Origin of the sequence: Pseudoalteromonas sp. SR41-7, from assembly GCF_014163935.1 — a bacterium.
Lineage (GTDB): Bacteria > Pseudomonadota > Gammaproteobacteria > Enterobacterales > Alteromonadaceae > Pseudoalteromonas > Pseudoalteromonas distincta.
Genome location: NZ_JACJEF010000001.1, coordinates 252861 through 265596, shown reverse-complemented (window position 1 = coordinate 265596; position 12736 = coordinate 252861). Strand labels below are relative to the sequence as shown.

The window sequence follows — 12736 nt, the reverse complement described above, 5'->3', positions numbered from 1 at the left end:
ATTAAGTTAAACCGCTTAACGTAAGCGGTTTAACCAAATAAGCTTACGGCGGCTCATTTGTGCTACTTGCTCTTTTTTTAGTTCTAAATGGCTTAGCGCTTCTTCAGTTATATCTACTACATCACCCACACCAGCTACGGCCCATAAGGCTTCTTCTAAATCTTTAGCTTTGTGCATTGCGTACTGACTTACGTATTTTAGCTCATTAGAAAGATAATCAGTATCGGGGCGACCTGTGCGCGATATATACAAACGCATTACGAATATAAGTTGCGATGTAATACCTTTACTAATTTGTTTATAAAAACTTGAGTAGTCTTCACCTAAAGCGCATTGGCTAACAATAGCCTCTTCAATACTGCCTTTTCGAGGATCGAAGTTAATAGCAAGTGTAAAAGCAAGTGGTGCATCTTGGCGGCTGCGATCTTTAATATTTGGTGTTATTACATTAATAATTTGCTCTTCAGTCAGAATGCTCGAAAAGTCAGTTTTGTTACTTAATAAACCAAAGTTTTGCAAAATTACGTGAATAGGGCTGGCGTATAATCCATATCCAATTGCGCCGGTTTTAAAGTGTGCAGCTTCTTTGTGTAAATATAGCGGAAATTGGCAAACGCTTTTTGTAACCATATTTCTAAGTGCGGTAGATAAGCCTTCTACTTTAGGTGCTTCTTCAGATACTTTAAGTTTGTCTTTATTACCTTCTATTAGCTGAGTGAAAAAGGTCACGCCAGCATGGGGTAAATCAGCAATACGATTTGCTTTTAGGTTAATAGTAGTAAATGACTTACTGATGGCCATTACTTCGTACTTTAGTTCACTAAGCTTATGCTTTTTAGTTATTTTTTGAAGTTCAGGGAATGCTAAAAGTACTATATCGCCTTTTTTAAATGTGGCAGGTTGTTCGCACTCTAACTGCAAACCCATTACCGAAAAGTCACGTGTATAGCCGTTAAATACTTCATCATTAATAGTGACACTAACTGGTGTTTTATAAAGATAGCGCTTATGCGAGCGTAAATTTACGTATTCAAGTGGCACAATATCTAAGTAGGGTGGTGTTTTGTGTTTTGCGTGGCCAAAGTGCTTAAGCTGATTTACTAATGCTTTATCAAAAGTAAGTTGTTTATAATTTGCTTGTTCAGCTTTATTGCCAATATTTGTAAGTACAACAATATACTTAACATCTTTTATAAGGCCTTTTACACGAGGTGAAGGTGGCTTATTTAATTTTTCTATATTTTCACCGGCACTATTAGGTAGTGAAAGCGGTATAAAAGAATCATCTGGATGACTTGGCATTACTTGTATTTTAAAGCACTGCCAGCTCTCTTTTTGGCTACCAAAACCTAAAAATAGATCACGTAATTTAGGGTTGTTATTTAACTCTGTACGCGTCGCTGAGTAGTAATAAATTTTACCTGATGATATATGTGTAAATGTATAGAGGTAATCTTCTTTTACTGCGGTAATTTGAGTTAGTAATTGTGTAATACGCTGATGATTAAGTATATTGTACAAACACGGTATTTTTCTTTCATCGGTAAAGTAGCGCTGAATAAAAATATTATTTTCAGTGGTAAGGCTAAGGCTTGGGTAATATTGCTCATCTTTTTTACTTAAAAACACATATAAAGACGTTACGCGAGGAATGTAGTACTGCTCATACCCCTTTGATACTACAGCATCGAGCGTATTATCTAGATTTACTTTATAACGACGCTTATTACCATGAATAAAACTTTCTAAAAAGTCATTAAAGGCATCGTTGTTTTCTATATAAGTGCGCTTTAAGCGGATGTGATTAAATTCACGAGAGATATTTTCTACTGCAACAACTTCGTATTGAATACCGTTTTTTAGGCCAAGTTCAAAGTCTTGCTCAAGGCCTACTAAGCGCATTGCGATGAGTTCGCCTTTTTTTATAGAGTAGCGCGTTGCAAGCTTAACTTTACAACCGCTTAAAGATATATCTGAGGTGCTAGCAGCAATGTTCTTTTTATCTTTGTAATCAATCGTTACTTTTATTGAGTAATTCATCCGTTCTTCACGGCGGCTCTCGTAAGAGGCAAACTTAATTACTTCAGTGTTTAAGTTATTTTCTAACTCTTGTAACTCTGATTTTTCGGCTGCTTGTTTTTGTAATACGCGGTGGTTATTTTCTGTATTCATTACGGCTTCGTAAACAGCTAAGGTGTATTCACCATGTTGTTTAAGCGCTTTTTCAAACACTTCAATGGCTGTGTCATCCATAAAGTGTTGCTTGCCGTTATGCTCATATGGTTTTACTTGGCCTGTCACTAATCCGCGAAGATCAACAAAACGTGCCACTGGCTGAGATAAACGCGACATTTCCATTTTCATTAAAAATTGCTCAGGTTTAGTTAACCCTGCGGTTTTTGATTTGAAAATTAGATCAAATTTAGCGTTGCCTAAATATGTTTTTAACTCATTCACGAGGTCTTCGTGTTTGAGCATTATGTCATCAGCCATTTATAAAACCATCACCGTCTAATTGAAAAAGTAGGTATACTGTTAAGTCCATTTATTAGAAGTTCAATAAACGTTAAATCGCGCTATGTTATTAATATAGGTACAATTATTTGAGTTACTACTGTTTAGCTCTTGTTATGTATGTGTTATTTGCCATTTTATTGGCAAGTTACTTTAAACTATTACAAAGCAAAAAGTATGCCCTAAATTATAGCTAAAAAGAAACACCATGTGTATTTATTGATTGTGACGCTAGATTTTTAAGCAGGCAAGAGTTTGTTGCTAAGTAAATGCCTGAAATGGCAAAATAAGCGCTTAATAGTAAGAATTTTTTTAATTAAAGAATAGTAGGTAAAGTGATCAATGGCTAAAGCGGCAAAAGTAGAATTTGTTTGTACCGAATGTGGCATGAACTATCAACGTTGGCAGGGTCAATGTCGCTGCGGTGCGTGGAACACATTAGCGGAATTTAAGCCTTCCGCAGGGCACAGTAAAAAAGCATCAATACGAGCAAACGTTGGTGGTTATGCTGGTGGTGTTGGTGGTGGCTCTAAAAAAATCAATGATATTGCTACATCAGAGGCTGAAAAGCAGCTAACTGAAATCGGCGAGCTTGATCGCGTACTAAGCGGCGGGGTGACTACTGGCTCTGTTAATATAATTTCCGGCGATCCGGGGGCGGGTAAGACAACTTTGCTATCTGACCTAGTGGCGAGAATGTCACAACGGATGCCGTCACTTTACTGTACGGCAGAAGAATCTTTATCGCAGTTTAAAAACAGGGTAAATCGTTTAAAGTTAAACTATAACCCGGACGAGCTTTATTTACTTTCAGAAACGAGCGTTGAAACCATCATCGAAGAGCTCGAGAAAAATAAAATTAAGTTTGCTGTTATTGACTCTATTCAAGCTGTTGTAACCGATACGGCAAATGGTAGCCCAGGTTCGCCTTCGCAGGTAAAAAGCGCCGCCCAAGCATTAACTCAGTACTGTAAGCAAAATGATGTAACCATGTTCATTATTGCTCACGTAAATAAAAATAACGAAATAGCAGGCCCTCAAACACTTGTACATATTGTTGATGCGCTTTTACACATAGATACCAACGATGGGCAAATACGAACCCTTAGGGCAAATAAAAACCGCTTTGGTGATATTGATACTGTTGGCATTTTTAAAATGTGTGAACGTGGAATGTTAAGCGTTGATAATCCAAGTGAAATATTTTTATCGGGTTCAACCACCGACTCACCTGGCTCTACTATTACCTGTATTCGTAAAGGGAATCGTAATTTATTGCTTGAGATTCAATGTTTAACTACCGAAACAGAAGCTGAATTTCCGCAGCGTGTTTGTGTTGGTTTAAATATGAATCGTATAAAAATGCTGACCGGTATATTACGTAAGCATACTAAAACTAAAATATTTCACGATACGTTTTTTAATATTGTGGGTGGTTTAAGAATTGATGAGACAGAAACCTGCATCGATTTAGCATTAGTAACCGCGTTACTTAGCAGTTTAAACGAATTTGTTGTACCTCGTACCACGTGTATTATGGGAGAACTTAGCTTAAACGGCGATGTACGCCCAATAGACAGTGGTGTACCGCGTGTTAAAGAGGCTGCACAACATGGTTTTACAGAAATATATATTCCATTTCGCAATTACCATAAATCGATGGAAGGGCTAGGCGCTAAAATTACCCCTGTAAAAACCGTACATGAGTTACTTAGTTTGATTAATTAACACTTATCGGTGATGTTCTTCAGTGTTACTCTTAAGTTGAGACACTTTATAGAAAGAATTAAATAAGGAAATGACATGAAAAAATTAGTTATAGTTGCAGCTCTTGTGGCCGCAGGCGTGGGTGGTGTTAGTTACGCAAACTACGTAGCAACTCAAGAAGTGCGTGCAGAAGTAGATAAGCAACTTGCTTTAGTAAGCGAGCAAACTGGCGCTACATTTAAATACGCTGGTTTATCGGCAAGTGTTATTTCAAAGAGTGTAGAAATAACAAACATGGAAGTAATAAGCCCTGAAGGTGACAATGTTGCTAATATTCAAAGCATTGAAATAACTGGCTACGAGCCGGATAAAATATCACCACATACATCATTTGATGTAAAAAGCTTTCAGTTTGATAAAAGCTTCGTATCAAAATTACCAGCTGATACAAACGAAATGTTAGCGTCGGCAAGTTACGACTTACATTCATCACTTGATTACGATGAAGAGTCTGGCAATAGTGATGTAGTAGTTAAGCTTGATGCAAAAGACATTGTTAGTTTTAATATGGATATGGGTTTAGCTAATTCAAAAGCGTTAATGGATGCTTCATTGGCTATTAGTAAGGCGCAGCAAGAAGCGGGTGATCAACCGCTGACGTATGAACAAGAATTACAGCAGCAAACACTTGTTATGCAAGCAATGAGTAAATTAGAGCCGCGTAATGTTAGCTTTGCCTTAAATAACCAAGGTAAATTAAAAGATTTACTATCAAGCGAGCTTGAAAAGCAAGGTATGACGCTTGAGCAAATGGAAATGACGCTAGAGCAACAGTTACAACAAGCTCCTGTAACTGAAGATATTGCAGAGGCTTTAACTAGCTTTGCGAAAGGTTTAAATTCATTCAGTGTGTCTGCAAAGCTACCTGAAGGTAAAACTATGATGGAAATTAACCAACAAGTTATGATGCTAGTAGGGCAACCTGAAGAACTAGTTAAGTTTATTAACTTAGAAGTTAAAGGTGATTAGGCCTTAGTTCTGTATTAATAAAGGCGCCAATTGGCGCCTTTATTGTAATCTTATTAGCTAAAGCAATTTGCTTTTATAAGATCAGTGATTATTTGTTGTGATGGTTTTATTTTTTCCATCGCTAAAAATTCATCAGGCTGGTGTGCTTGGTTAATTGAGCCTGGGCCCATTACAATCGTTTCACAACCGAGTTGCTGGATAAACGGCGCTTCAGTGCAGTAATTTACTGCGACCGCTTTTTGCCCCGCTATTTTTTCAGCCATTTTTACTAAAGCACTGTCGGTGCTCCCACTAAATGCCGGTATTGGTTCATGTAAATCAATAACGCTCACCGCATTTGGGTATTGCTGATTTATCTCTTTCGTTGCATCGAGTACTAATGCTTGTAGTTCTTGTACACTTAAACCTGGTAATGGGCGCATATCTATATGCATTTCACAGCAACCACAAATTCTATTCGCGTTATCGCCGCCATGAATATTACCTAAGTTTAATGTTGGATAAGGGATTTCGAAGTGGTTTATTGAATACTTATGCTTTAATTGTTCTTTTAAGATCATCAATTTTGTAATCACTTTATGCATTACTTCAATGGCGTTAAGACCACGTTCGGGATCGGAGCTATGCCCAGAGCGACCAACCACTCTTATTGCTGTACTCATATGGCCTTTGTGCATAAATACTGGCGTCATATCAGTAGGTTCGCCTATTATACAACGCGCAGGTTTTAAATTCGGGTGCTTACATATTTGTTGTGCACCAGCCATCGTTGTTTCTTCGTCGGCGGTGGCAAGGATTAAAATAGGCTGAGTTTGCTGCTTTTCATCAAGTTCACTAATCGCTTGTAATACAAAAGCAAAAAAACCTTTCATATCAATACTTCCTAGCCCATACAATTTGTTATCGAGTTCGGTAAGTTTAAATGGATTATGATTCCAACGACTGTCATCAAAAGGCACTGTGTCGGTATGACCAGCTAGCATTAATCCGCCATCACCTTCTCCGCGTTTTGCTAATAAATTATAGCGCCCTTTACCTCCTTCTAATTCTATAATTTCACACGTAAAACCGATTGTTTCGCACCAACTGGCTAGGAGTTCAATTACGTTTTTATTGCTCATACACAGGTTGTCTTCAATAGCACTAATAGAAGGGGCTGCAATCAATTGTTGGTACATGGAAATAAACGAAGGCAAAGGCATAAAAAAATCCAAAATTATTATTCAATTTAATTGCATAACAATATAAAAGTATTTATGATGAATATCAATTCACTTTTTAAGCATAAATATATTAAAAGTAACGCCATGAAAATAATGCGACGATAATCAAAATTCATTAATAAAAAAGACTTAATTAGCGTCTAAGCTAGTTTAAGCGAACATTATAGATAAGTAGTAATTAATTTTAAGATAACGAGTAACAAATGAATGTAGTGATTATTGGCGCAAGCGGATACAGCGGCGCAGAGTTAGCAAGTTTAGTTGCTAAGCATCCAAACTTAACTTTAACAGGCTGTTATGTATCTGAGGGTAGCTTAGATAAAAATAAATTGCTAAGTGATTTATACCCAGAGCACCTTGGCTTACTAGACTGCCCTTTACTTCCTCTTAGCGTATCAGCTTTTGATGACATTCAAAGTGATGCTGATTACGTATGCTTATGTACCGATCACAAAGTAAGTGTTGATCTAGCGCCGCAATTTTTAGCTATGGGTAAAAAGGTATTTGATTTATCTGGTGGCTATCGTTTAGCAAGCAATGACGACTACGTTACTTACTATGGTTTTGAGCATCAACATCCAGAGCTTTTAAATGAAGCGGCTTACGGTCTAGCTGAGTGGAACCATGATGCTATCGCTAATGCAAAGCTAATTGCTGTTGCAGGCTGTTACCCAACAGCAGCGCTTAATGCGCTAAAACCGCTTAAGCAAGCAGGCTTATTAAGCAGCGAAAGTATTATTATTAATGCGGTTTCGGGCGTTACAGGCGCAGGGCGTAAAGCCAGTGTAGGAACGCATTTTTGTGAAGTGTCGCTTGCACCTTATGGTTTGTTTAACCATCGCCACGGCCCTGAAATTGAACAACACCTTGGCCACAAAGTGTTGTTTACACCGCATCTAGGTAATTTTCCGCGCGGTATTTTAGAAACTATTTATGTACAGCTTAAGCCAGGCGTTACCAAGGAAAACGTTGCATCGGCTTATCAAGTACTTTCGAGCGAGCCATTAATTCGTTTATTAGGCGATAAAGTACCTTCAATTAAAGGTGTAGCTAAGCAGCCATTTGTTGATATTGGCTGGCAGCAACAAGGAACGCAGTTAATTGTGATGTCTGCTATTGATAACTTATTAAAAGGCGCTGCTGGACAAGCTTTGCAGTGTATTAATATTTCTATGAATTTAGATCATACCACTGGTTTAAAAGGAGCGTTTTAAATGAGTAAAAAAACGTGGGTAATTAAACTAGGTGGTGCAGTACTTAATACAGAAAATGCAGCAAAAGCGTTGTTTGATGTATTAAATGAGCAAACAAATGATGAGTTTGTGATTGTACATGGCGGTGGCGCTTTAGTTGATACATGGTTAAAACAAGCGGGTTTTGCCAGTGCTAAACACCAAGGATTACGTATTAGCCCAGCAGAGCAAATGCCTTATATAGTGGGTGCGCTTGCAGGTTGCGCTAATAAACAATTAATGACTCAAGCTATTAGTGCTGGGCACAAGCCTGTCGGCTTAAGTCTTTTTGAGGCAGGTGTTACTGCCACTCAAAAGCTAAAAGCGCTTTGCTTGGTGGGTAAATGTAAAAGCAACGACGATTCTATTGTTAATGATTTACTTAAAATCGGTCGCCTACCCATTGTTAGCTCTATAGGCTTTGATGAGCAAGGGCTTTGGTACAACGTAAATGCAGATGAAGCAGCAGCGGCTATTGCTAGTAACTTAAATGCCGAGCTTATTTTTATGACGGATGTTGAAGCAGTGCTTGATGAAAATAAACAGCCGTTACATCAACTTGACACAAAACACATTGATACTTTAATTACAAATGGAGTAATTGTGGGCGGGATGGAGGTCAAAGTTAAGACCAGCCTTCACGCTGCCCAACATTTACGACGCGGTGTGTATATTTCCAGCTGGCAAAAGCCAGAAAATTTAACTGCTCTGCTACAAGGCGAGCATGTCGGAACTAAGATTACACCATAGGTTTATTATGTTTGAGAATTTTTTAACGGGTTTAGAGTTAGACCAAGAAGGCGCACTTAATTTATTAAAGTTAGCGCAAGATATAAAAGCAAAACCAGAAAAATACAGCAATGTATTAGCGGGAAAATCAATCGTAACATTGTTTGAAAAACAAAGTTTACGTACTCGCTTATCGTTTGATATAGGTATTAACCGCCTTGGTGGCCATGCAGTTTATTTAGATCAGCAAAATGGCGCTATGGGTGCACGTGAATCAATTAAAGATTTCGCACTTAATATTTCTACTTGGGCCGATGGTATTGTTGCACGCGTAAATCAGCACAGCACATTAACTACATTAGGTGAATACGCATCAGTACCGGTAGTAAATAGTTTGTGTGATTTATACCACCCATGCCAAGCGCTTGCTGATTTTTTAACGCTTCAAGAAGTTCACGGCGATGTGAGCGAGCTTAAAGTGGCTTACTTAGGTGAGGGCAACAATGTAACTCATTCATTAATGCTTTTAGCGGCAACGCTTGGCACTGATTTTGTTGCTGTAACGCCAAAAGGCAGCTCGCCTGATTCGCAAATCCTTAAAAAGGCAGAGCAAATAGCGGCAATGAATGGCGCATCAGTGATGGTAAGTGACCGTGTTGAAGCGGCTGTTGGTGCAAACGTTGTATATGCAGATACATGGGTATCAATGGGTGATACAACACCGCTTGAGCAAGTTAAAGAAAAATATATGCCTTATCAATTAAATCAGGCATTGCTAGATCAAACCGGTGCAACTACGGTATTACATTGCCAACCGGCACACCGTGAATTTGAAATTACCTCTGAGGTAATGGATGGTCCAGCATCGAAAATTATTCAACAAGCAGAGAATCGCATGCACGCGCAAAATGCTTTGCTAGTTACATTACTAAATCCAAATTTTGTTAAGGAACACCTATGAGTTCAATTAAAAAAGTCGTTTTAGCCTATTCAGGTGGTCTTGATACATCGGCTATCGTGCCATGGTTAAAAGAAAACTACGGTTGTGAAGTTGTTGCGTTTGTAGCGGATGTAGGTCAAGGCGCAGAAGAACTTGAAGGCGTAGAAGCTAAAGCAATCGCTTCAGGTGCTTCAGAATGTTACGTAGTTGATTTAAAAGATGAAATGGTAAGTGATTACATTTATCCAACACTTAAAACGGGCTCGATTTACGAAGGTACTTATTTACTAGGTACGTCTATGGCGCGTCCTATTATTGCTAAAGCACAAGTTGAAATTGCACGTAAAGTAGGTGCTGATGCACTTTCTCATGGTTGTACTGGTAAAGGTAATGACCAAGTTCGTTTTGAATCATGTTTTGCAGCCCTTGCTCCAGATTTAAAAGTAATTGCGCCATGGCGTGAGTGGGACTTATCGAGTCGTGAATCATTACTTGATTACTTAGCAGAGCGTGACATTCCGTGTTCAGCATCTGCTACAAAAATTTATAGCCGTGATGCTAACGCTTGGCATATTTCGCACGAAGGTGGTGAGCTTGAAGATCCATGGTGCCAACCAACTGAGCAAGTATGGACTTGGACTAACTCTCCAGAGCAAGCACCAGATAAGGCAGAACTAGTAACTTTAAAAGTTGTTGAAGGCGAAGTGGTTGCTGTAAATGGCGAAGAACTTAAACCATATGACTGTTTAGTTAAATTAAACGATATTGCATCGCCTCATGGCGTTGGACGTGTTGATATTGTAGAAAACCGTTTAGTAGGTATGAAGTCACGCGGTTGTTATGAAACACCAGGTGGCACAGTAATTATGGCTGCGCTTCAAGCCATTGACGAGCTAGTGCTTGATAAAGCAAGCCGTAAATGGAAAGAAGTACTAGGTGGTGAATTTTCACATTTAGTATACGACGGACGTTGGTTTACACCACTTAAAGATTCTATTTTAGCTGGTGCAGAAGCACTTTCTAAAGTGGCAACAGGTGAAGTGGTACTTAAGCTATATAAAGGTCAAGTAACTGCGGTTCAAAAGCAATCACCAAATAGCTTATACAGCGAAGCATTTGCTACATTTGGCGAAGATGATGTGTATGACCAGTCACACGCTGAAGGCTTTATTCGTTTATTCTCGCTTTCAAGCAGAATTTCAGCATTGGCTAAAAAGTAAATTATTTATAGCCCCTTATAAAAGGGGCATTACAGGGTTTGGAGAGATTTCATGGCATTATGGGGCGGACGTTTTTCTACGGGTCCAGATGAGGCGTTTAAGCAATTTAACGACTCTCTTCCCTTTGACTACCAGTTAGCAGAGCAAGATATTATTGGCTCTGTGGCATGGGCTGGTGCACTTGAACAGGTAAATGTACTTTCAAGTGATGAGCATACAAAATTAGTTGCTGCATTAAATGAGCTACTTGAAGAAGTTAAAGCTGATCCACAATCAGTTGCTACTTCAGGTGCAGAAGACATTCATTCACATGTTGAAGCTGCTCTAATTGAAAAAGTAGGTGATTTAGCTAAAAAATTACATACAGGCCGAAGCCGTAATGACCAAGTTGCCACCGATTTTAGACTATGGTGCCGTGATACAGCCGATCATTTACTAGATGCCATTGCACAGCTAAAAGGCGAGTTTGTAGCGCTTGCAGAGCGTGAGCTTGGCACAATATTACCAGGTTACACGCATTTACAGCGCGCACAACCAGTATTGTTTAGCCACTGGTGTATGGCGTATGTAGAAATGCTAGAGCGCGATGAAAGCCGCCTGCAAGATGCTAAAGCGCGCATGAATTTTTGCCCATTAGGCAGTGGTGCATTAGCTGGTACAGCTTATCCGATTGATCGCCAAGCATTAGCCCACGGATTAGGTTTTACAGCGGCTACAAAAAATAGCCTTGATGGCGTATCTGATCGTGACTTCGTGTTAGATCTTTTAAGTTGTGCGTCTATTTCGATGATTCACTTATCTCGTATGTCTGAAGATCTGATTTTTTATAATTCGGGTGAAGCCGGATTTATAGAGCTTGCTGATAACGTCACGTCAGGCTCATCGCTCATGCCTCAGAAAAAAAATCCTGATGCACTCGAGCTTATTCGCGGTAAAACCGGACGTGTATTTGGTGCATTTAGCGCTATGATGATGACATTAAAGGCACTGCCACTTGCATACAATAAAGATATGCAAGAAGACAAAGAAGGCCTGTTTGACGCTATGCCAACATGGCTTGCATGTATTCATATGGCGCAAGCATGTATTAAAGGCGTAAAAGTAAATGGCGATAAAACGTTAGCAGCGGCAAAAGGCGGCCACGCTAATGCCACCGAGCTTGCTGATTACTTAGTTGCTAAAGGTGTGCCATTCAGAGAAGGGCATCACATTGTGGGTGTACTTGTACAGCTTGCGATTAGCGAAGGTAAAACGCTTGAGGAGCTATCACTTGAGCAGTACAAATCAGTAAACACTGTATTTGAAGACGATGTTTACCCAGTACTTGAAATTGATGCGTGTATAAAAGCGCGTCAAGCGCTTGGGGGGACGTCTATTGAGCAAGTAACTAATGCTGTTAAAGAAGCCAAAAAAAAACAGCAAATAACGGTACGTGATGCAAATTTAGATGATGTAGAGGCAATAGCCACACTTATACAGCATTGGGCAACGGTAGGCGAAAACCTACCTCGTGCAAAAAGCGATATGGTGCACTCTATTAACGAGTTTGCAGTTACTGAAATAAATGGAAAAGTGTCGGGCTGTGCATCGTTATACATTTACGATACCGGCCTTGCTGAAATACGCTCATTGGGTATAGACCCAAAAAGTAAAGTGACGGGGCAGGGTAGACAGCTTGTAGAGCACCTACTTGCTAAAGCCAAAAAATTGGCACTTAACCGAGTTATTGTATTGACCCGTGTACCCGATTTTTTTGAACAACAACGTTTTACTTTTTGTAGCAAAGACTCTTTGCCTGAAAAAGTAATGAAAGATTGTGAACTTTGCCTTCGTAAAGAAAATTGTGACGAAGTAGCAATGGAATATATTTTGAAGCTAAGTACACGTGCGGAGATCCCGTGTAAATACGTAGCTTAAACTCCCTGGATACAAAAAACGTACGGTTATCCCTGTGCGTTTTTTTATATTTGCAGTAAACTGGTCGGAGTTGTTTGGTTGGGTTATATTTTTTGAGTGAATTTTAATGTGTCAAAAAAAGTTGGCACATTGATTGCTATGTATAAGATAGGTAGCAAAATAGCTATCACTGCTTAAAACAGGTAATGCATTTATCTACATAATAATGTGGTTAAAAGTTGCACC

Annotated in this window: 9 protein-coding genes; 7 read left to right on the top strand and 2 right to left on the bottom strand. The window is 39.1% G+C overall.

What is annotated here, in order from left to right; translation table 11 throughout:
* Positions 1-15: 15 nt before the first annotated feature.
* Positions 16-2493 (bottom strand): PilZ domain-containing protein, encoded by a 2478-nt coding sequence (locus tag H5092_RS01195; RefSeq protein ID WP_182721392.1) that lies wholly within the window; start codon positions 2491-2493, stop codon positions 16-18.
* A 363-nt stretch (positions 2494-2856) separates the two neighbouring features.
* On the opposite strand from H5092_RS01195, the gene radA reads away from it, so the two are divergent.
* Positions 2857-4242, top strand: coding sequence for a DNA repair protein RadA (gene radA / locus H5092_RS01190; protein ID WP_002958769.1), 1386 nt, complete (start codon positions 2857-2859; stop codon positions 4240-4242).
* 75 nt (positions 4243-4317) lie between these two features.
* The gene (locus tag H5092_RS01185; RefSeq protein ID WP_002958768.1) at positions 4318-5250 is read left to right on the top strand and encodes a hypothetical protein; all 933 of its coding nucleotides are present in this window, start codon (positions 4318-4320) and stop codon (positions 5248-5250) included.
* A 53-nt stretch (positions 5251-5303) separates the two neighbouring features.
* Here the strand turns inward: H5092_RS01185 and argE are convergent, their stop codons facing one another.
* Complete coding sequence (argE, locus tag H5092_RS01180; RefSeq protein WP_149602219.1) at positions 5304-6452, bottom strand: acetylornithine deacetylase; 1149 nt, start codon at positions 6450-6452, stop codon at positions 5304-5306.
* A 224-nt stretch (positions 6453-6676) separates the two neighbouring features.
* On the opposite strand from argE, the gene argC reads away from it, so the two are divergent.
* Genes argC through argH form a run of 5 tightly spaced genes read left to right on the top strand, consistent with a single transcriptional unit; the run spans position 6677 to position 12511 of the window.
* Entirely contained in the window at positions 6677-7687 is a 1011-nt protein-coding gene (gene argC / locus H5092_RS01175; protein ID WP_024596072.1) for an N-acetyl-gamma-glutamyl-phosphate reductase, read from the top strand.
* On the top strand, positions 7688-8455 hold the full coding sequence (gene argB / locus H5092_RS01170; RefSeq protein ID WP_002958765.1) for an acetylglutamate kinase: 768 nt from the start codon (positions 7688-7690) through the stop codon (positions 8453-8455). It abuts the gene before it with no gap.
* 7 nt (positions 8456-8462) lie between these two features.
* Positions 8463-9395 (top strand): ornithine carbamoyltransferase, encoded by a 933-nt coding sequence (locus H5092_RS01165; RefSeq protein WP_002958764.1) that lies wholly within the window; start codon positions 8463-8465, stop codon positions 9393-9395.
* The gene (locus tag H5092_RS01160) at positions 9392-10594 is read left to right on the top strand and encodes an argininosuccinate synthase (RefSeq protein WP_154903484.1); all 1203 of its coding nucleotides are present in this window, start codon (positions 9392-9394) and stop codon (positions 10592-10594) included. The genes H5092_RS01165 and H5092_RS01160 overlap by 4 nt, the downstream gene beginning before the upstream one ends.
* A 51-nt stretch (positions 10595-10645) precedes the next feature.
* A complete protein-coding gene (gene argH, locus H5092_RS01155; RefSeq protein WP_149602222.1) occupies positions 10646-12511 on the top strand; it encodes an argininosuccinate lyase in 1866 nt (621 codons plus the stop codon).
* Positions 12512-12736 lie beyond the last annotated feature (225 nt).

What these genes read in the sequence shown, in the direction of transcription:
- H5092_RS01195 (WP_182721392.1), bottom strand. Translation starts at nt 2,493, where the DNA reads ATGGCTGATGACATAATGCTCAAACACGAAGACCTCGTGAATGAGTTA.
- radA (WP_002958769.1), top strand. Translation starts at nt 2,857, where the DNA reads ATGGCTAAAGCGGCAAAAGTAGAATTTGTTTGTACCGAATGTGGCATG.
- H5092_RS01185 (WP_002958768.1), top strand. Translation starts at nt 4,318, where the DNA reads ATGAAAAAATTAGTTATAGTTGCAGCTCTTGTGGCCGCAGGCGTGGGT.
- argE (WP_149602219.1), bottom strand. Translation starts at nt 6,452, where the DNA reads ATGCCTTTGCCTTCGTTTATTTCCATGTACCAACAATTGATTGCAGCC.
- argC (WP_024596072.1), top strand. Translation starts at nt 6,677, where the DNA reads ATGAATGTAGTGATTATTGGCGCAAGCGGATACAGCGGCGCAGAGTTA.
- argB (WP_002958765.1), top strand. Translation starts at nt 7,688, where the DNA reads ATGAGTAAAAAAACGTGGGTAATTAAACTAGGTGGTGCAGTACTTAAT.
- H5092_RS01165 (WP_002958764.1), top strand. Translation starts at nt 8,463, where the DNA reads ATGTTTGAGAATTTTTTAACGGGTTTAGAGTTAGACCAAGAAGGCGCA.
- H5092_RS01160 (WP_154903484.1), top strand. Translation starts at nt 9,392, where the DNA reads ATGAGTTCAATTAAAAAAGTCGTTTTAGCCTATTCAGGTGGTCTTGAT.
- argH (WP_149602222.1), top strand. Translation starts at nt 10,646, where the DNA reads ATGGCATTATGGGGCGGACGTTTTTCTACGGGTCCAGATGAGGCGTTT.